Here is an 18,367-nt window from a genome sequence, read left to right as displayed (position 1 = left end):
AGATCGGATCAACCTGGCCCGGCTCGGCGCCGTCCTCGGGCGACCGTCCAGCGGCGCGCCGCCCGGAGCCGGTCCAGGTCGAACGTTTATGATCGGCCATCCCGCGGCGGCGTTCGGCGGCCGCGCGGCCGAAGGAGGCGGTGAGTGGTTACCCGGGCGGAGCGGAACTCGACGAATCCGGACCTCGGGGTGCTGTCAGCGAGGCTCCTGTTCGCCGTTCAACGCGAACTCTTCGCGAAGCTCGTCGCCCAGGGTTTCGACGATCTGCACCCCCGGCACGGGGTGGTACTGGCCTACCTCGATCCGGGTGGTCTGCGCGCGACCGAGCTCGCGCGGCTCTCCGGCCAGGCCAAACAGGCGATCGGCCTGCTCGTGGACGAACTGGAGGCGCTGGGCTACGTGTTCCGCCGGCCCGACCCCGGCGACCGCCGGGCCAAGCTCGTCTGCCCGACCGAACGCGGCCTCGACCAGATGCGCACGGCCGACCGCATCATGGCGAGCATGCAGGACCGCCACGCCCGCCGCGTGGGCCGCGAGTCCTACGCGGCGTTCAAGCGCGTGTTCATGGACGTCGCGGAGCACCAGCGGCGCACGGTCTCCGCGGACTGATCCGCTCACGCCGCCGTGGGCGAGCCCGAGGTGGTCGAAGACTGTGGTTTCGGGCATCGGCTGGCCGAGCCGGCTCGGCGGTGAACCGCGTGTGCGTCTTCGTGCGCGTGTGCGGCCACTCGGTCGAGCCAGAGTGAGCTCTGGTTCAGCCGCACACGGGATGGTCGTCAATAGGCATGACTGTACAACAGCTTCACCGGCGTTCGTACCGCCCGGCACCAGCGTCGACACCTGATCCGACGGCGACAGAAACTGACTCGATCACGCGTGGTTTCGGCGGCCGGTCCCGTGCACAATCGTGCGGTTGTGGAGGAAAACACGGCGGCGGACGCCCCGATCGTTCTGGTGAACGGCTTCTACCACGGCTCGTGGGCCTGGACGGAAGTGATCGCCGAGCTCGCCGCGCGGGGACGCCCGGCCGTGGCGCTGGACCTGGCCGCGCACGGACTGCACGCCGTGGCACCGGGCTCGGCCACGCGCCGGCCCTTCGATGCCGACGCATTCGCCACCGAACCGTCGCCGGTCGCCGGGATCGGCCTCGACGCCGCGGCCGACCTGCTGATCGGCCGGATCGAGGCGATCGGTGGCGGGCGGCGGCTTCCCGTGGTCGCCCACAGCATGGGCGGCGCGGTGCTGACCAGGGCGGCGGAGCGCGAACCCGGGCTCTTCGCGCACCTGTACTACCTCGCGGCGTACATGCCGGCCTCGGACACGCCGTGCCTGGTGTACCCGTCGCTGCCGGAAGGGCGGAGCAACCGGTTCATGCCACTGCTGGTCGGCGATCCCGAGAGCACGGGCGCGTTGCGGATCGACCCCGGCAATCCGGACCCCGAGGTCCAAAAGGCCATCCGCGAGGCGTTCTACGGTGACGTCGAGGAACGGAAAGCCGCGGCCGCGATCGCGCTGCTCAGCTGCGACGCGCCCGTGGCGATGGTGGTGGAAAGCACCACTCTCACCGGATCGGGCTGGGGTTCGGTTCCCCGCACGTACATCCTGTGCACGCAGGACCGCACCATTCCCGTCGAGCTGCAGACGCTGTTCGTCAGCCAGGCCGATGCCGCGTTCCCCGGCAATCCCACCAGGGTTTTCGGGCTCACCACGGCGCATTCGGCGTTCCTGTCCGCTCCCGACCAGGTCGCGGACGTCATCACCGATTCTCCGGGCGCTTTCCGCGGAATTCCGTGATCGGGCCGATGACGTTCCTCACCGCCGCGCGAGGAACGGTCGATCTGCGCCTTGACACCGTTCGTAATGGAAATTTACCATTGCCGGGCTGCCGGCCGGGAAACTCCGACCGGCGCCCGCCTCGCCTGAGGCACCACTGAAATCTGCCGGACAGCCGCCACTGTGGCAGGAGACGAGCCGCTCCCCGCGAGCGTGCTCCTAATCCCACCGAGGAGCGGAATGTCAGGCACAGCAACCCGGCCGAGATCGGCTCGCGCGCGCTGGCGGATCACGGCCGCGGCCGTCGTCGCCACCGCGAGCGCCGGAGCCTACCTCGCCGCGCCCGCGCCGGTCGCGCACGCGGCCACCACCGTGAGCGTGTGGCTCACCACCCCCGACCGCACGAACCTGTTGAAGCAGCAGGGAAACGTGTCGTTCGGCTCCGGCGGCAGCGGACCGGTGATCACGGTGAACCCCACCACCACCTACCAGTCGATGGTGGGCTTCGGCGCGTCGTTCACCGACTCGGCTGCGTGGAACATCACCAACTCGCCGCGGCGTGACGAGATCATGAACTCACTGTTCACCACGTCCGGCGGAATCGGGTTGAGTTTCCTGCGCCAGCCCATCGGCGCGTCGGACTTTTCGCGCAGCTTCTACACCTACGACGACGGCGCGGCGGACCCGAGTCTCTCGCGGTTTTCCGTGGCGCACGACAACTCCTCCATCCTGCCGCTGGTCAAGCAGGCCAAGAGCCTGAACCCGAAGCTGTCGGTCATGGCCACCCCGTGGAGCGGGCCGGCGTGGATGAAGGACAACAACAGCCTCATCGGCGGCTCGCTGCGCAGCGACCAGAACGGGGTTTTCGCCGACTACCTGGTGAAGTTCGCGCAGGCCTACGGGGCGGCGGGGGTGCCGATCGACTACCTGAGCGTGCAGAACGAGCCGCGGTTCTCCGCACCCGGCTACCCCAGCATGTACATGGAGCCCGCCCAGCAGGCGAACATCATCAACACCCTCGCGCCGAAGCTGCGCGCGGTGGGCCTGCCGGCGAAGATCCTGGGCTACGACCACAACTGGGACGTCACGGACTTCGCCGAGCAGGTGAACAACCAGGCCGGCGACAACGTGGCCGGCTCGGCGTGGCACTGCTACGGCGGTGACCCGTCGGCCCAGTCCAAGGTGTACGGCGACCAGCACAAGGACATCTTCTTCACCGAATGCTCCGGCCACGACTCCGACAACGTCGCGAACACCTTCGCCGACACGTTGCGGTGGCAGGGCATGAACCTCACGATCGGCGCCACGCGCAACTACGCGCGCACCGTCGCGCTGTGGAACATGGCGCTGGACGACAACCACGGCCCGGTGATCGGCAGCTGCGGCAACTGCAACGGTGTCGTGACCGTCGGCGGTGGCAACGTCACCTACAACGCCGAGTACTACGTGCTCGGCCACCTGAGCAAGTTCGTGCAGCCCGGCGCCGTGCGGATCGACTCGACGGGTTACGGCGAGGGCGGTGTCGAGAACGTCGCGTTCCGCAACCCGGACGGCACGATCGTGCTTGTCGCGCTCAACACCGGTGGCACGCAGAACTTCCAGGTCTCCTTCGGCGGCCAGTCGTTCGGCTACCAGCTGCCCGGTGGCTCGATGGCCACGTTCACCTGGCCCGGCAGCGGCGGCGGCACCACCACTCCCCCGCCTGCCGGCCGCACCGGCCCGATCTCCGGCCTCGGCGGCAAGTGCCTCGCCGTCACCGGCGGCTCGACCGCCAACGGCAACCAGCCGCAGCTGTGGGACTGCACGTCGGGCCCGAACCAGCAGTGGACGCTCTCGAGTGACGGCACCGTCCGCGGCCTGGGCAAGTGCCTCGACGTCACCGGCAACGGCACCGTCCGCGGCCTGGGCAAGTGCCTCGACGTCACCGGCAACGGCACCGCCGACGGCGCCGCGGTCCAGCTCTGGGACTGCTTCGGCGCCGCCAACCAGAAGTGGTCGACCGGCGCGAACGGCTCGCTGGTCAACGCGGGCAGCGGCAAGTGCCTGGACGTGAAGGACGGCTCGACGGCCAACGGCACCAAGCTGCAGATCTGGACCTGCTCCGGCGGCCCCAACCAGCGCTGGTCGGTCCCGGCGTAACCGTCGACACCGGACGACTTTTCGTCCGCCACGCCCGTGACCGGGCTGATCCGGTCACGGGCGTTCTACTGTGTTCGCGGCAGTGACGTGCGTCACCCGATTCGCGTGCAACCGCAGGGCCCGCCCATGGCCTTTGTGGAGTGAGGGCTGCTGAACGGCGGTCCGAGCGAGGAGCAGCGAGTGGGTCACCGGGACTGGGAGGCGGATTACACCGCCTTCGTGCACAGTCGTGCCTCGGCGCTGCGAACCACCGCGTACGTACTCAGCGGCGAATGGCACCGCGCCGACGACTTGGTGCAGACCACTCTCGTCAAGCTCTACGTGATCTGGCCCCGGCTGGTGCGCCAGGGCGGCCTGGACGCCTACGCGCGCACCGTGCTCGTGCGCACGTTCGTGCGGGAGAACCGGCGCAAGTGGCGGCAGCTGGAACTGACCTCCGCCGCCCCGCCCGACACCACCGCCCTGCCCGAAACCGACCACGCCGGCCGACTCGCCGTGCGCACGGCGCTGGCGCAGGTGCCGCCGCGGCAACGGGCCGTGCTCGTGCTGCGCTTCTGGAACGACCTCAGCGTCGGCGAGACGGCCACCGCCCTCGGGTGCAGCGAGGGCACCGTGAAAAGCCAGTCCGCCCGCGGCCTCGCCGCGCTCAAACGCGCGCTCGACCCTCTGGGCTTCCGCGACCCGTTCCCCGAGGAGAGCGAGCGATGAACGAAGACCAGGCACGCGCCCTCATCCACCTGGCCGGCCCCGACGGTTCCGGCGCAGGCGACTTCGACGCCACCCTCTCCACGGTGCTGCGCCGGGGCCGCCGCCACCGCGCCGTCCGCCGCGGCCTGGCCATCTCCGGCAGCGCCCTGGCCACCGCGACCCTCGTACTCGTCCCCCTGTTCCTGCGCGCGCAGCCCGCCGAGCACCTGGGCCCCGCCGCGCCACCCCTGCCCACGGCCACCTCCACGACGACCCCCACCGTCACGGGCACCACCCACACCCCGCCCCCACCGGGCACGGCGCCCGTCTCGACGACCTCCCACGCACCCGCAAGCCCCGGCTTCTCGCCGACCGACGACGGCCTGTCGCCGACCAGCACCCCGTGACCGCCTCGCCGGCCGAACCTCACGCCGAACGCCTCGGCCCGCCGAAACCAGCCACCTCCAGCCTGAGCACGTCGGCCTCCACCAAGACCTCCCACTCGCCCGCCATTCCCGCTTGCTCCCCCATGACCGCCGAGCCGGCCCAACAGCGCCGACCGCGCGCTGCCCGTGAACGGAAACCCGCCATGACCACGTTGTTGTCCACCCCCACCCCGGCCCCGGCCTCGACTCCCACCGTGGCCTCGGCGCGTCTCGGTTATCTGCGCGCCGCCGGGGTGTATCTCGCGGTGCGGGTGGTCGGGGTGGTAGTGCTGGCGTTGTTCGCGTCGAGTACCGGGCAGCCGTTGCTCGGCCGGCTCACCGCGTGGGACGGGCAGTGGTACCTGGCGATCGCGGACGACGGCTACGGCGGGATCACCCACGGGCTCGTCGACGCCGCCGGGAACTTCGCCCCGCACACGCCGCTGGCGTTCTTCCCGTTGTACCCGTTCCTCATGCACGCGCTGGCGACCGGCACCGGGCTCGGCAGCACCACCGCGGGGCTGCTGATCAGCCTCATCGCGGGGATCGTGGCGGCGCTGGGCGTCTACCGTCTCGGCAAAACGGCCGGGGCGGGGACGGAGCGGACCGGGCTGCTGCTCGTGGCGCTGTGGGCTGGCGCGCCGCTGTCGATCACGCTCTCGATGGTCTACACCGAAGCCCTGTTCACGGCGTTCGTGGCGTGGGCGCTCGTCGGGCTCGTCGAGAAGCGTTGGGCGCTCGCGGCGCTCTGCTGCGTCGCCGCCGGGCTGACGCGGCCGACGGCGGTGGTGCTGGTGGCGGTGGTCGTCTTCGCCGGTGTGGTGGCCTTCGCCCGGGCACCGCGGCCGGCGCCGCTGATCGCGGCGGCCGCGGCGCCGGTGGGGCTGATCGGCTACTGGCTGTGGGTCGCGAACCAGACGGGCAGCCTGTTCGGCTGGTTCGACCTCGAGTGGCACGGCTGGAACACCCGCTTCGACGCCGGCGCGGAGACGTTCGGCTTCGTCGGCCAGCAGCTCGTCCAAGGCCGGTCGGTGATGGAGGTCGGGAACGTCTTCGTGGTGTTCCTCGCGATCATCGCGGCCGTGCTGCTCCTGCTCAGGCTCCGCGAGCGGCCGAGCTGGTGGCCGCTGATCCTCTTCGGCGCGGGCATGGTGGTGCTCGTGGCCGGCACCGCGGGCATCCCGTTCGCGAAGGCGCGGTTCCTGCTGCCCGGCTTCGTCCTGCTGCTGCCGCTCGCCCAGGGGCTGTCCGGCCGCCGCAGGAGCACCGCCGTCGCGGCGACCGCCGGCGTGGTCCTCGTCGGCTGCTGGTTCAGCGCCTACGCCCTCACCGGCTGGCACTACGCGATCTGAGCGGCGGAGTCCACAGTAGACGAATTCGCCCGCTATGCGCGAAGGGGCATGGCAGGCGGCGATTTAGGCATTGGCTGGGCATGGCTCACGCGGCCTAACCTCGGTTCACCCCGGCACCGACTCCAGCCGCCCACTGCGCCGCGCGGACCGAACGGCGAACCCACACCCTCGGGACCGCCCACAACGGAGGGAACCCGAACCCATGACGAGCCCGTCCGGTTGTCCCGTCGCCCACGATTTCGACCCGCTCGCCGAGAGCTACCTGAGCAGCCCCTACCCGGAACTCAACCTCCTGCGTGACCAGGCGCCGGTGCACTACGTCCCGTCGCTGGACCACTGGCTCGTCACGCGCTACGCCGACATCGCGGCGATCCTGGCCGACCCGGCGACGTTCTCCGCGGCCAACGCCCAGGCCCCGCTGTCCGGCCTGACCGAGGAAGCCACGGACATCCTCCACAACGGACTGCGCAACACCCCGGTGCTCTCGAACTTCGATCCCCCGGGCCATTCCCGTGTCCGGCGGCAGCTGGCGCCGCTGTTCTCGCCGCGCCGGATCGCTCAGCTGGAGCCGCGGATCGAGCAGTTCACGACCGAGCTCGTCGACGCGTTCGCCGGCCTGGGCCGCGTGGACATCGTCGAGGCGCTGACCTTTCCCTTGCCCGCCTTGACCCTCTTCCGCCTCCTCGGGTTCCCGGACGAGGACGTCGACCGGCTCAAGGCGTGGTGCGGCGAGAAGCTGGAGATCAACTGGGGCCGGCCCGACGCCGAGTACCAGCTGCGGGCCACGACCAACATCGCCCGGTTCTGGGACTACTGCGAGAACTACGTCGAGACGCGCAAGCACGACCTCGGCGACGACCTCACCAGCGATCTGCTTCGCCGGCGAGAAACCGACCCCGGCGCCCTCGACGACCGCGAGGTCGCGAGCATCGTGTTCGCCCTGAGCTTCGCCGGGCACGAGACCACGACCAACCTGATCGGCAACGCGCTGCACCACCTGCTCTCGCGCCCGGAACTGTGGGCGGAGATCGGCCGTGACCCCGAAACCATTGCCGGTGCCGTGCAGGAGACGCTGCGCTACGACTCGTCCGTGATCGCCTGGCGGCGCATCACCACCCGCGAGGTGACGATCGGCGACACCGTCGTGCCCGACGGCGCGCGTCTGATGCTGGGCCTCGGCGCGGCCAACCACGACCCGGCCGTGTTCCCCGAGCCGGAGGAGTTCGAGATCCACCGCGCGAACGCGAAGGTCCAGCTCTCCTTCGGCCGCGGCATCCACTACTGCCTGGGCCAGCTGCTCGCGCGCGTCGAGACGGAGATCGTGCTCCGGCAGCTTTCGCAGCGGTTCCCGGACTTGCGGCTCGCCGTCGGCCAGGACGTGCGCTATCCCCGCAACATCTCGTTCCGCGGCCCGGTGAGCATGCACGTCGAGTGGAGCGTGCCAGTGCCGGCGCGGTGACGTCAGGCCGCGGGCGCGGGGGCGGCGGAACCCTCGTCTTCCCCGGTCCGCAGCTCCAGCGCCGACTTGTCCGACAGGGGCTTCTCGTCGAGCAGCCACACCAGGGCGAAACTCACCGCCGCCACGAGGCCGCCGATGAGGAACACCGTGCGCATGGAACCGGCGAAGCCTTCGAGGATCGGGTGGGCCAGGATCGGGTCCAGGGTCTTGAGAAACGACGTGTCGTTGATGTCAACGCCCCCGCCCAGCTGCTTCGCGAACTCCGGATGCTGCGCCAGCGCCGCGACGTACGCCGCAGAAGCCGCCGCCGCACGGACCGCCGAGCCGATCCGGTCGCCGACGGTGCTGAAGAGGATCGACAGGAACACCGCGGCGCCCATCGTGCCGCCGATCTGGCGGAAGAACGTCGACGTCGACGCCGCCACGCCGATGTCCTGCGGTGACACGTCGTTGGTCGCGGCCAGCGTCAGCGTCTGCATCGACGCGCCGAGGCCCAGCCCGATCACGAACGCGATGCCCATGACGACGGTGATCGGGGTGTCCACGCCGATCGTGGCGAGCCCGAACATCGACGCGGTGAGCACACCCAGCCCGGCGACCGCGAACACCTTGTAGCGCCCGGTTTTCGTGGTCACCAAGCCGCAGACCGTGCTCGAGATCATCATGCCCAGGGTCAGCGTGAGCATCTGCAGCCCGGCCGCGGTCGGCGTCGCGCCCTTCACGATCTGCAGGTACAACGGCAGCGACATCATGGCGCCGAACATCCCGATGCCCTGGATCACGGTGACCACCGTGGCCACGCGGAACTCCGAACAGCCGAACAGCCGCAGCGGCAGCAAGGCCGCGTCACCCATCCGGCGTTCCTGCAGCACGAACAACGCGACGCCGAGCACGCCGACGACGTACATCGCCAGCGACGCGAGGGAACGCCAGCCCCACTCGCGCCCCTGCTCGGCCACCAGCAGCAACGGCACGATGCCGAGGACGAGCGCCCCGGCGCCGAGGAAGTCCACCCGCTGGCGGACCTTCGCCGCCGGGAGGTTCAGGACCTTGTTGACCACGAACAGGGCGATCAGTCCGATGGGGACGTTGACCAGGAACACCCAGCGCCACCCCGTGATCCCGGCGACCGTGCCGGCGCCGGCGAAGAACCCGCCCACCACGGGACCGGCGACGCTCGACACGCCGAAGACCGCCGTGAAGTAGCCCTGGTACTTGCTGCGCTCCCGCGGCGAGGTGATGTCCGTGATGATCGCCAGACCCAGCGACATCAGCCCGCCGGCGCCGAGGCCCTGCACGGCGCGGAACGAGGCCAGCTCGTACATCGACGTCGCCGTCCCGCTGGCCAGCGAGCCGGCCAGGAAGACGGAGATCGCCGTGAGGTACAGGGCTTTGCGCCCGAACAGGTCGGACAGCTTGCCGTAGAGCGGCGTCGAGAGCGTCGCGGTGATCAGGTACGCCGTGGTCGCCCACGCCTGCAGGCTCTGCCCGTGCAGCTCGTCCGCGATCGTCTTCATCGCCGACGACACGATCGTCTGGTCCAGCGCCGCGAGCAGCATGCCGAGCATCAGCCCGGACAGCACGGTGAGGATCTGGCGCTGCGAAAGGTGCCCGCCGGTCGCGGCACCCGCCGCGGTGGCCGAGTGATCCATGGGGTCTCCGTTCTGGTCTCAGATGTCGAGCACGATCCGTCCGGTCGCGCCTGCCGTCTCGGTGGCGTCCTGGGCGTCGGCGACCCGCTCGAGCGGGAACCGCCCGGCGATCGGGTAACGCAGGTCGCCCGCGGCGACGGCCGCGGTCAGGTCGGCCGCGGCGGCTTCGTTGGCCGGCTCCGGGAAGTCGTCGTTGCTCAGGAACTGCACGGTGATGTTCTTGAACGCGGCCGGCCAGTACGGCAGCGGCGCATCGGCGTTGCTCGTCGCGTAGGTGGCGATGGAGCCGTTGTACTTGAGGACCTCGACGTCCAGCGTCGCGTTGCCGGCGAGGTCCGTTTCGGCGATGCGGTCGACGCCCTCGGGAGCGATCGCCCGAATCCGCTCGGCGGCGTTGCCCTCGCGCACGTCGACAACGTGGTGGGCGCCGGCCCGCAGCGCGGCGTCGACCTGGGCGGCGTGCCGAACGGTCGCGAGCACGGTGGCGCCGCCGCGGCGGGCCACGGCCAGTGCCGCGCGGCCCACGCCGCCCAGCGGCGCCGTGACCAGCACGGTCAGGCCCTCGACGGGACCGCCGGCGAACACGGCGCGGTGGCCGGTGATGCCCGGGATGCCGAGCAGAGCGCCCTGGTCCAGGTCGACCGCGTCCGGCAGCGGGACGGCGTGCCGGGCGGGCACCACCGTGTACTCGGCCGCGGTGCCGAACGGGCGGTAGGACTGGGCGAGGTAGACCCACACGCGCTCGCCGATGCGGGCCAGGTCGACACCCGCGCCCACCGCGTCGACGATCCCGGCGCCGTCACCGTGCGGGATCACACGCGGGTAGGCCATCGTCGAGCCCCAGTAGCCGCGCCGCTTCCCGACGTCACCGACGTGGATGCCGGAGACGACCACGCGGACCCGGACCTCGTCCGGCCCCGGTTCGGAGACGGGCACCTCGCCGACGCGGAGGACTTCCTGTGCGAGGCCTTGCTTTTCGTAGTACGCCGCGCGCATCACCGCGCCGGGTCTTTGCGTCAAGCTCATCGTGCCTCCGCAGTCGTGGTGGGGACCATGATCGGCGGGGCAGGCCCGGGCCTGCGCCCGTCAGATGACTGGGTCACCGACGGGCGCCGGCCCGGACGGCAGCATCAGGCGGTGCGCAGAAGCGTCAGGAGCGGATGAACTCGAGCAGGTCGGCGTTGATCGTCGCGGCCTCGGTGGTCGGCATGCCGTGCGGGAAGCCCGCGTAGGTCTTGAGCGTGCCGTTCTTCAGCAGCTTGACCGAAAGCGGGGCCGAGTCGTCGTACGGCACGACCTGGTCGTCGTCGCCGTGCATGACCAGCGTCGGCACGGTGATCTTCTTCAGGTCCTCGGTCTGGTCGGTCTGGGAGAACGCGACGATGCCGTCGTAGTGGGCCAGCGCGCTGCCCATCATGCCTTGGCGCCACCAGTTCTGGATGAGCGCCTCGGACGGCTCGGCGCCCGGCCGGTTGAAGCCGTAGAACGGGCCCGAGACCACCGCGCGGAAGAACTCGGAGCGGTTCGCCGCGAGCTGCGCCTGCATGTCGTCGAACACGCTCAGCGGCAGCCCGCCGGGGTTGGACTCGGTCTGCAGCATGAGCGGCGGGATGGCGGAAAGGATCGCGGCCTTCGCGACGCGGGCCTCACCGTGACGGGCGAGGTAGCGCACGACCTCGCCGCCGCCGGTGGAGTGCCCGACGTGGATCGCGTCGTGCAAGTCGAGGTGGGCGGTGACCTCGGCCAGGTCGTCGGCGTAGTGGTCGAGGTCGTGTCCGTCGGCGACCTGCGACGAGCGGCCGTGACCGCGACGGTCGTGGGCGATGACGCGGTAGCCGTGCTGCAGGAAGAACAGCATCTGGGAGTCCCAGTCGTCCGCCGACAGGGGCCAGCCGTGACTGAAGACGATCGGCTGGCCGGTGCCCCAGTCCTTGAAGAAGATCTCGACACCGTCGGCGGTGGTGATCGTCGGCATGGGTGGTCTCCGTTCGTTCGGCGGCCCGGCTTTCCGGGCCCGCCCTGGTTGACGGGGACCATCGTCGCCGGGCCGGGACCGGCACAGCGCCAGACAGATGACTGTGCCGGTGACGGTGACCGTCCGCTCAGGGCCGCCCCGCCTACCGGCCCGGGAGCGAGCGCGGGAGCCCGAACGCCGGGAACACGCTGTTCTCGAAGCGGCTCATCGCACAGATCCGGTCGCCCGTCAGAGTGAGGACGTAGAGGCCGGTGCCGTGGCGGACGCCGCCCGGGGTGCGCAGGTACGCGCCGAACGCGGGCTGGCCGTTGGCGCGCGTCGGCACGAGGTCGAAGCGGCGGCCCGCGCCGAACAGGCTCGCGCAGAAGTGGGCCACGACGTCGCGGCCTTCGTACTCGAAAGGCAGCGGCGGCATCGACATGAACGCGTCGTCGGTCAGCAGTGTCACCAGCGCGTCGATGTCGGCGGCCTCGTACGCGCTGACGAACCTCGCCACGAGCGTGTCCTCGGCGGGCGAGCCGGCGGCGGGAGCGGGTTCGGTGACGGTCGGCCGCCGGCGCGGCAGGCCGGCGCGCGCTCGTTTCAGGGCGCTCTTGACCGAGTCGACGGTCGTGTCCAGCATGCCCGCCACCTCGGCGGCGGGGAACCCGAGGACGTCGCGCAGGATCAGGACGGCCAGTTGACGCGGCGGCAATGCCTGCAGGGCGGTCACGAAGGCCAGGGAGATCGACTCGGTCTGTTCGTAACGGGCTTCCGGGCCGAGCGGCACGGCGATCGCGCCTTCGAGGAGGGCGTCGGGGTATGGCTCGAGCCACACGACCTCGCCGAGGCGCGTGGGTTCCGGCGGTTCGACGCCGGGGATGTCCCATTCCTTGGCCGGGCGGCGCTTGGCCGCGCGCAGGGCGCTGAGGCACCGGTTGGTGGCGATCCGGTAGAGCCAGGTGCGGATCGAGGCGCGGCCGTCGAACCCGCTCAGGCCCCGCCAGGCGGACAGAAGCGTGTCCTGCAGTGCGTCCTCGGCGTCCTGGAACGAGCCGAGCATCCGGTAACAGTGCACCTGCAGCTCGCGGCGGTGCGGTTCGGTCAGCGCCCGGAAAGCCTCGCCGTCGCCGCCCCGCGCCCGGCTGATCAGGTCGATCCTCGCCCGTTCCATGGCCACCTCTCTCCGGTCTGCGTTCTCATCCTGTCTCGACGCCGGCCGGGGCGCGAAGGGGGCGGTGCGCCACTTTTGCGGATCCCGCGGCGTCGGTATCCCCGACAGCCGAGAACAAGGGAGAACGGCCATGGGAAAGATCGTCATCAGCGAAAACGTCTCGCTCGACGGAGTCATCCAGGATCCGACCGGCGAGGACGGCCTCGGACGGGGCAGCTGGTTCACGTGCATCGGGGACGCGGACCGGGCAGCGTGGGCGAAAGTCGAGTTCGAAGAGGCGGTGAGCGCCGAGGCCCTGCTGATGGGGCGGCGCACCTACGCGTGGTTCGTCGCGCGGGGCTGGGGGTCCCGCGACGGCGCCTGGGCGGACCGGTTGCGCGAGCTGCCGAAGTACGTCGTCTCCTCCTCCGCGCTCGACGGTCCGGAGTGGACCAACTCCACGGTCCTGAAGGCCGAGGAAGTCCCGAATCTCAAACAGGAGGTGGACGGTGACCTCGTCGTCTACGGCAGCGGCCGGCTGGCGCACAGGCTGGCCGAGCAGGACCTCGTCGACGAGCTGCGCCTGATGACCTACCCGGTCGTGGTCGGCGCGGGCGAACGGCTTTTCGGCGAGACGAGCGGGGTGAAACCGATGCGGCTGGTGGCCACGAGGACCGTCGGCGAAAGCCTCGTTCTCCTCACCTACCGGCCGGCCTGACGCTTTTGTCGGTGGCGGCGAACACAATGGGCGAAGCCACTTGAGCCGACCGGGAGGATCGTCATGGCTTCGACGCACCACCGCCTGGACTACACGGAATTCGCCGTGACCGACCTCGACCGCGCGACGGCGTTCTACCGCGACGCGTTCGGCTGGGGCTTCAACGCCTACGGGCCCGGGTACGCCGGCGTCCGGGCCGATCCGGCCGAGGCGTACCCGGAGGTCGGTGGCTTCCGCGTCGACGACGCGGTCGCCCCGGGCGGGCCGCTCTGCATCCTGTACTCGGACAACCTCGGTGCGAGCGAAACATCCGTCGTCGCCGCGGGCGGCACGATCGTCGAACCGGCCTACGACTTCCCGGGCGGGCGACGGTTCCACTTCCGGGACCCGGAAGGCAACGTGCTCGCCGTGTGGTCGGCTTCGTAGCTTCACGGCGCCGGATCGCCTTGCCCTCGCCGGGGCAAGGCGGTCCGGTCACGCCCGCGCGACGCTCAGCCCCACTGGTACTTGAGGAACTTCCCGTCGAGCGTCACGACCACGCGCTCGCCACCCGGGTCCTCGCGGCGGCCGACGTCGATCTTGAAGTTGATGGCGCTCATGATGCCGTCGCCGAACTGCTCGTGGATCAGTTCCTTGATGGTGGGGCCGTACACCTGCAGGACCTCGTAGAAGCGGTAGATGGTCGGGTCGGTCGGCACGGCCTCCTCGAGCGCGCCGCGCGTGGGCTGGAGCTGCAGCGCCTGCGCGACGTCGTCGCCCAGCTCCAGGATCGCGACGGCCTTCGCGGCTTTGTCCGCGGGAACCGGGTGCTGCCCGAGCAGCGCCGACGTCGTCCACGCCAACGGGGCGTCGAGGGTATCGGCGATTTCGGCCCAGGTGAGCCCCAGCCGGACCTTGGCCTCGAGCACCGTGTCAGCGGCCTGCTTCTTGGTGGTCATGCGATCGAGCGTAAGGGCCCGATCGCGCAGGAGCCATCAGTTCTTGTTTCGTGTTCACTGTCTTTTCCTATGAGCCCATAGGACCGGTGTATCAAGCCCGTAACCGAATTTCACCGTTCCTCAGGCCGAGTCGCCCAGCGCCAGGTCGGCGACGCGGTCCGGTTGCTCCAGCTGCGGCCACCGGCAGGCGCACGGATTCGAGCCGGGCGCGCAGTTCGGGGTCGTGCATGGCCGGGTCGCCGGCGTACTGATCGGGCGCTGCGGCCGGCGGTGTCCCGTCGAACCCGGGCAAGACCGGGGCGAGAACCCGCGCGCCCCGCCCGGCGAGCGCGGTGGCGAGGTGCGGGTGGTCGCGGGTTCCGTGTGGTACCGCGCCATGATCTCGACGGTCTCGTCGGCGGGCACCGGCCGTCCCGCCCGCGGGGCGAACTCGCGCAGGTCGCGAAAGTACCGGACGTACAGGTCCGGGGTGAACGTCTCCTCTCTCACGAATCCGCACCGGCGGCGCCAAGGTTGTCGCCTACCTGACGTAAGGCGGCGACGACGGCCCCGGCTTCCGCGCTGCGCGTCGGCGGGAACACGGCGATCGTCCGGCGGCCCGGCCAGTTCGGGTCGTCGACGCCGACGGTGACCACACCGGCCGGGATGGACAGAGCGGCAACCTCGGGCATCAGGCACACGCCCAGCCCGGCGGCGACCAGGCCGAGCCGCGCCGGCCAGCCTCGCACGGCGTGGCCGATCACGGGCTCGGTGAGCGTCGGCCAGGCGCGGAACTGCGGGTCGTCGCCGCTGCCCGGGCCGGCGATCCAGGCCTCGCCCGCGAGCTCGGCCACGGGGACCACGTCGACGCCGGCCAGCCGATGGCCAGAAGGGACCGCGACACACAGGCCGCCGGCCGACACGACCTCCTGGTCGAGCCCGGCCAGATCGTAGTCCGGCAGCCCGGCGCCGACGCCGAGCACGGCCACGTCCAGCCGCCGGGCGCGCAGGTGTCGCAGCAGCGTGGGCGTCGCCGCTTCGGTCAGCGCAACCTCCAGGCCCGGGTGCTCGGTGCGCAGCCGCGCGACGGCGCGGGGCACGAGCACGGCCGTCGCCGACGGGTACGCGCCCAGCCGGACGCGGCCGGCGAGCCGGTCGTCCAGCCCCGCGAGGTCCTGTTCCAGCGCCCGCACCCCGGCCAGGATCCGCCCCGCGTGCTCGACCACGACGGCGCCGGCCGCGCTGACCCGCACGCCGCGCCCTTCGCGGACGAACAGCGCCTGCCCGGCCGCCGCCTCCATCGCGGCCACCTGGCGCGAGATCGCCGGCTGCGAGTACCCCAGCAGCCGCGCGGCCGCGGTGAACGATCCGCTCAACGCGATCTCCCGGACGACCCGCAATCCCGCCACGGTCAGCTCACTCATGCACAAACCGTATCGCGGCGATCCGGAACTCTCATCTGCCGTATGGATTTTTCGCTCCGCACAACGGGTTCTCCCCAGTATGGACACCACACCGAACAGCAAGACCTGGTTCGTGACCGGAGCGTCGCGCGGGATGGGCCGCGAGCTCGTGGAGCAGGTGCTGGCGCGCGGCGACCGCGTCGCGGCCACCCTGCGCCGCCCGGAGCAGCTTGACGACCTCGCCGCCCGCCACGGCGAACGCCTGTGGGTACGCGCGCTGGACGTCACGGACACTGCGCGACTGCGCGCCGTCGTCGACGAAGCGTTCGCCGCGCTCGGGCGCATCGACGTAGTCGTGTCCAACGCGGGCTACGGCGTGTTCGCCGCCGCCGAGGACCTCACCGACGCGCAGATCGACCGCATGATCGCCACCAACCTCACCGGCTCGATCCAGCTCGCCCGCGCGGTCGTGCCGCACCTGCGCGCCCAGGGCGGCGGCCGGCTGCTGCAGCTGTCGAGCATGGGCGGGCACCTGGCGTTCCCCGCGTTTTCGCTCTACCACACCACGAAATGGGGTATCGAAGGCTTCTTCGAGGCGCTGGCCGAGGAGGTCGCACCGTTCGGCATCGACACCACGCTGATCGAGCCGGGCATGGTCCGCACGGGCTTCTTCGACGCCGCCGACCGCGTGCCGGTCAGCGCCCCGTACCGTGGCGGGCCGGCCGACCAGGAGCCGATCCCCGTGTCGGAGATGACGAACAGCCAGGAGAACACGATCGCCGCCGTCGTGCGCGCGGCGGTTTCGGCGAATCCGCCGCGCCGCCTCGTGCTGGGTTCGGACGCCTGGCAGCTCATGACCACCGCGCTGCGGCAGCGGCTGGCCGACGTCGAATCCCAGCGCGCCGACGCGGCCACGGCCGACGCCGTGCCCGCGCGCCGCTGAGCCGGCTCCTGCAAGTCCGCTCTCATCATGAGAGCGGACTTGCTACCGCAGGCGGACGCTGAACCCGGACACCGGCGACCCCGTCGTCCGGATCGCCACCGCGACCGAGCACCTCCTGCGCCACGTCCTGACCCACGAGGGCGCCGTGCGCGCCATGATCGCGGCGACCGTCACGCGCCGGCCGACGCCACCGCCCGCCCGGGTCTGCGCTTCGGCCTCATCGACCACGCGCTCGCCCCGCCGGCAGAGCTGAAGGACCTCTCCCCCGCGGCCCTGGCCCAGCTCAAACGCGACCTCGCCGTCGTGATCAGCGCCGAGGCGCTGTCCGGCCTGACCGACCTCCACGGCCTCGCCGCGGACGACGCCGTGCGCAGCGTCGTCCACACCGCGACCACGCTCACGAAAGCCGCTCTCCGGTAGCCACCTCGGCCACGGACAGGGTCTTCGGCAGCCGCAGGGCCGCGACGGTGCCCGCGGCGGCGGTGAGCGTGATCAAGCCGAACACGACGCCGAACGCCAGCGTGGGCCGGGCGGCCAGCCCGGCGAGGATCGCACCCGTCGCCGCGACGCCCGCGACCGCGCCCACCTGCCGCACCGTGTTGAACAGCCCCGAAGCCGCGCCCGCCGCAGACGGGGCGACCGACGCCATCGCGGTGACCGACAGCGGCGCCCAGGCCAGGGCGTTGGCCGCGCCCAGCACCGCGGCTCCGGCCGCGACCCACCACGGGTTCAGGTGCAGCGCGACCACCAGGCCCACGATGAGCAGGCTCGCTGTCAGCAGCACCATCCCGGCCACCGCCGGCCGGCGCGGACCGATGCGATCGACCCAGCGGCCCGTCCACGGAGACAGGACCATGGCCACGACGGCGTCCGGCGCGAGGACCGCGGCGCCCTCGACGGGGCCGAACCCGCGCACGTCCTGCACGTAGAGCATGGTCGGCAGGGCCATCGCGAGCACCGTCGCGCCGAGCGCCGCCATCGCCAGGCTGGCTGCGGAATACCCGGGCGAGCGGTAAAGCTCCAGCGGCGCAAGGGCTTCCTCGCCTTGGCCACGTTCGCGGCGGGAGAAGAAGACCAGCAGCACGGCGGACAAGGCCAGCGCGAGCAGGGAAAGCGAAGTCCACGACAGCAGCGCCCACACGAGCAGGCTCAGCCCCGCCGTGCTCGCCACCGCGCCCAGGGCGTCCAACCGCGTGGCGCGCCCCGGGCTGCCGGGGATCAGGCGCAGGCCGAGCAGCAGCGCGACACCGCAGAGCGGCACGTTGACCCAGAAGATCCAGCGCCAGTCGAGCGTCGCGGTCAGCAGCCCGCCCGCGACGGGCCCGAGCAACGTACCCGCCGCCGCGACCGAACCCCACACGCCGAGGGCGCGCCCGCGTTCGTCCTCGGCGAAGAGCCGCCGGATCAACGTGAGCGGCTGGGGCGCCATCGCCGCCGCGGCCAGTCCTTGCAGGATCCGGAACGCGATCAGCCAGCCGACCGAAGGCGACAGTGAGCACCAGGCCGACGCGACCCCGAAGCCCGCCATCCCGAAGAGGTACACGCGCTTGGGGTCGAAGCGGTCACCGAGCCGCCCGAACACCAGCAGCGGCACCGAAAACGCGAGCAAGTAGCCGGCCGTCACCCAGAACAACCCGGCCACGCCGGGCTTCAGCTCGGCCTGGATCGCCGGGCTCGCCACCGCGACGATGGTCGTGTCGAGCAGGATCACGAAGAACCCCGCGAGCAGAGCCGTGAGGCCGCCCCATTTGCCGGTCATGCCACCGTTCCCGTGTCTCCCCCGAGAGCGCGA

At 71.2% G+C, this 18,367-nt stretch carries 19 protein-coding genes; 10 read left to right on the top strand and 9 right to left on the bottom strand.

Features of this window, described 5'->3' with window-relative positions:
- Positions 1–144: 144 nt before the first annotated feature.
- The 7 genes from AB0H62_RS22885 to AB0H62_RS22855 all read left to right on the top strand — a co-directional run bounded on the left by AB0H62_RS22885 (position 145) and on the right by AB0H62_RS22855 (position 7,835).
- Positions 145–609 carry a MarR family transcriptional regulator gene (locus tag AB0H62_RS22885; protein ID WP_220239549.1) on the top strand — a complete coding sequence of 155 codons (465 nt, stop codon included), beginning with the start codon at positions 145–147 and terminating at the stop codon, positions 607–609.
- 306 nt (positions 610–915) lie between these two features.
- A complete protein-coding gene (locus AB0H62_RS22880) occupies positions 916–1,794 on the top strand; it encodes an alpha/beta fold hydrolase (protein WP_360588014.1) in 879 nt (292 codons plus the stop codon).
- A 219-nt stretch (positions 1,795–2,013) separates the two neighbouring features.
- Entirely contained in the window at positions 2,014–3,912 is a 1,899-nt protein-coding gene (locus AB0H62_RS22875; RefSeq protein WP_360588012.1) for an RICIN domain-containing protein, read from the top strand.
- A 180-nt stretch (positions 3,913–4,092) separates the two neighbouring features.
- Positions 4,093–4,620 (top strand): SigE family RNA polymerase sigma factor, encoded by a 528-nt coding sequence (locus AB0H62_RS22870; RefSeq protein ID WP_220239546.1) that lies wholly within the window; start codon positions 4,093–4,095, stop codon positions 4,618–4,620.
- Positions 4,617–5,006, top strand: a complete 390-nt coding sequence (locus tag AB0H62_RS22865) for a hypothetical protein (protein WP_220239545.1) — start codon at positions 4,617–4,619, stop codon at positions 5,004–5,006. Before AB0H62_RS22870 ends, AB0H62_RS22865 begins: the two co-directional genes overlap by 4 nt.
- A gap of 182 nt (positions 5,007–5,188) precedes the next feature.
- A complete protein-coding gene (locus tag AB0H62_RS22860; protein ID WP_360588009.1) occupies positions 5,189–6,376 on the top strand; it encodes a hypothetical protein in 1,188 nt (395 codons plus the stop codon).
- A 202-nt stretch (positions 6,377–6,578) separates the two neighbouring features.
- Positions 6,579–7,835 carry a cytochrome P450 gene (locus AB0H62_RS22855; protein ID WP_360588007.1) on the top strand — a complete coding sequence of 419 codons (1,257 nt, stop codon included), beginning with the start codon at positions 6,579–6,581 and terminating at the stop codon, positions 7,833–7,835.
- 2 nt (positions 7,836–7,837) lie between these two features.
- Here AB0H62_RS22855 and AB0H62_RS22850 read toward each other — a convergent pair whose 3' ends face one another.
- From AB0H62_RS22850 to AB0H62_RS22835, 4 genes are all read right to left on the bottom strand, one after another.
- Positions 7,838–9,487, bottom strand: coding sequence for an MDR family MFS transporter (locus AB0H62_RS22850; protein WP_360588005.1), 1,650 nt, complete (start codon positions 9,485–9,487; stop codon positions 7,838–7,840).
- 18 nt (positions 9,488–9,505) lie between these two features.
- Positions 9,506–10,513 (bottom strand): NADPH:quinone reductase, encoded by a 1,008-nt coding sequence (locus AB0H62_RS22845; RefSeq protein WP_360588003.1) that lies wholly within the window; start codon positions 10,511–10,513, stop codon positions 9,506–9,508.
- Between the two features lie 124 nt (positions 10,514–10,637).
- Positions 10,638–11,462, bottom strand: coding sequence for an alpha/beta hydrolase (locus tag AB0H62_RS22840; protein WP_360588001.1), 825 nt, complete (start codon positions 11,460–11,462; stop codon positions 10,638–10,640).
- A gap of 142 nt (positions 11,463–11,604) precedes the next feature.
- A complete protein-coding gene (locus AB0H62_RS22835) occupies positions 11,605–12,615 on the bottom strand; it encodes a sigma-70 family RNA polymerase sigma factor (RefSeq protein ID WP_360587999.1) in 1,011 nt (336 codons plus the stop codon).
- A 130-nt stretch (positions 12,616–12,745) separates the two neighbouring features.
- Between AB0H62_RS22835 and AB0H62_RS22830 the strand changes: the two genes are divergently transcribed.
- Both AB0H62_RS22830 and AB0H62_RS22825 read left to right on the top strand, forming a co-directional pair.
- A complete protein-coding gene (locus tag AB0H62_RS22830) occupies positions 12,746–13,312 on the top strand; it encodes a dihydrofolate reductase family protein (RefSeq protein WP_360587997.1) in 567 nt (188 codons plus the stop codon).
- Positions 13,313–13,375: 63 nt separating this feature from the next.
- Complete coding sequence (locus AB0H62_RS22825) at positions 13,376–13,738, top strand: VOC family protein (protein ID WP_360587995.1); 363 nt, start codon at positions 13,376–13,378, stop codon at positions 13,736–13,738.
- 65 nt (positions 13,739–13,803) lie between these two features.
- Here AB0H62_RS22825 and cynS read toward each other — a convergent pair whose 3' ends face one another.
- The 3 genes from cynS to AB0H62_RS22810 all read right to left on the bottom strand — a co-directional run bounded on the left by cynS (position 13,804) and on the right by AB0H62_RS22810 (position 15,653).
- Complete coding sequence (gene cynS, locus AB0H62_RS22820; RefSeq protein WP_220239541.1) at positions 13,804–14,250, bottom strand: cyanase; 447 nt, start codon at positions 14,248–14,250, stop codon at positions 13,804–13,806.
- A 120-nt stretch (positions 14,251–14,370) separates the two neighbouring features.
- On the bottom strand, positions 14,371–14,739 hold the full coding sequence (locus AB0H62_RS22815) for a hypothetical protein (protein ID WP_220239540.1): 369 nt from the start codon (positions 14,737–14,739) through the stop codon (positions 14,371–14,373).
- Positions 14,736–15,653, bottom strand: coding sequence for a LysR substrate-binding domain-containing protein (locus AB0H62_RS22810; protein ID WP_360587992.1), 918 nt, complete (start codon positions 15,651–15,653; stop codon positions 14,736–14,738). The genes AB0H62_RS22815 and AB0H62_RS22810 overlap by 4 nt, the downstream gene beginning before the upstream one ends.
- A gap of 79 nt (positions 15,654–15,732) precedes the next feature.
- Here AB0H62_RS22810 and AB0H62_RS22805 point away from each other — a divergent pair, with 79 nt between their 5' ends.
- Positions 15,733–16,575 carry an SDR family oxidoreductase gene (locus AB0H62_RS22805; RefSeq protein ID WP_360587990.1) on the top strand — a complete coding sequence of 281 codons (843 nt, stop codon included), beginning with the start codon at positions 15,733–15,735 and terminating at the stop codon, positions 16,573–16,575.
- A gap of 42 nt (positions 16,576–16,617) precedes the next feature.
- Here AB0H62_RS22805 and AB0H62_RS22800 read toward each other — a convergent pair whose 3' ends face one another.
- Together AB0H62_RS22800 and AB0H62_RS22795 are read right to left on the bottom strand one after the other, a co-directional pair.
- Positions 16,618–16,959: a hypothetical protein gene (locus tag AB0H62_RS22800; protein ID WP_220239537.1), complete on the bottom strand. Its 342-nt coding sequence runs from the start codon at positions 16,957–16,959 to the stop codon at positions 16,618–16,620.
- A gap of 13 nt (positions 16,960–16,972) precedes the next feature.
- Positions 16,973–18,334: an MFS transporter gene (locus AB0H62_RS22795; RefSeq protein WP_360587988.1), complete on the bottom strand. Its 1,362-nt coding sequence runs from the start codon at positions 18,332–18,334 to the stop codon at positions 16,973–16,975.
- Positions 18,335–18,367 lie beyond the last annotated feature (33 nt).

The organism is Amycolatopsis sp. NPDC050768 (assembly GCF_040654155.1).
Lineage (GTDB): Bacteria > Actinomycetota > Actinomycetes > Mycobacteriales > Pseudonocardiaceae > Amycolatopsis.
The sequence above is the reverse complement of the archived record's forward strand: the minus strand, read 5'-3'. Positions and strand labels throughout refer to the sequence as shown.

Coding starts and splice junctions, on each gene's coding strand:
- AB0H62_RS22875 (WP_360588012.1), top strand. CDS start 2,014: ATGTCAGGCACAGCAACCCGGCCGAGATCGGCTCGCGCGCGCTGGCGG.
- AB0H62_RS22865 (WP_220239545.1), top strand. CDS start 4,617: ATGAACGAAGACCAGGCACGCGCCCTCATCCACCTGGCCGGCCCCGAC.
- AB0H62_RS22860 (WP_360588009.1), top strand. CDS start 5,189: ATGACCACGTTGTTGTCCACCCCCACCCCGGCCCCGGCCTCGACTCCC.
- AB0H62_RS22855 (WP_360588007.1), top strand. CDS start 6,579: ATGACGAGCCCGTCCGGTTGTCCCGTCGCCCACGATTTCGACCCGCTC.
- AB0H62_RS22850 (WP_360588005.1), bottom strand. CDS start 9,487: ATGGATCACTCGGCCACCGCGGCGGGTGCCGCGACCGGCGGGCACCTT.
- AB0H62_RS22845 (WP_360588003.1), bottom strand. CDS start 10,513: ATGAGCTTGACGCAAAGACCCGGCGCGGTGATGCGCGCGGCGTACTAC.
- AB0H62_RS22840 (WP_360588001.1), bottom strand. CDS start 11,462: ATGCCGACGATCACCACCGCCGACGGTGTCGAGATCTTCTTCAAGGAC.
- AB0H62_RS22835 (WP_360587999.1), bottom strand. CDS start 12,615: ATGGAACGGGCGAGGATCGACCTGATCAGCCGGGCGCGGGGCGGCGAC.
- AB0H62_RS22830 (WP_360587997.1), top strand. CDS start 12,746: ATGGGAAAGATCGTCATCAGCGAAAACGTCTCGCTCGACGGAGTCATC.
- AB0H62_RS22825 (WP_360587995.1), top strand. CDS start 13,376: ATGGCTTCGACGCACCACCGCCTGGACTACACGGAATTCGCCGTGACC.
- cynS (WP_220239541.1), bottom strand. CDS start 14,250: ATGACCACCAAGAAGCAGGCCGCTGACACGGTGCTCGAGGCCAAGGTC.
- AB0H62_RS22810 (WP_360587992.1), bottom strand. CDS start 15,653: ATGAGTGAGCTGACCGTGGCGGGATTGCGGGTCGTCCGGGAGATCGCG.
- AB0H62_RS22805 (WP_360587990.1), top strand. CDS start 15,733: ATGGACACCACACCGAACAGCAAGACCTGGTTCGTGACCGGAGCGTCG.
- AB0H62_RS22795 (WP_360587988.1), bottom strand. CDS start 18,334: ATGACCGGCAAATGGGGCGGCCTCACGGCTCTGCTCGCGGGGTTCTTC.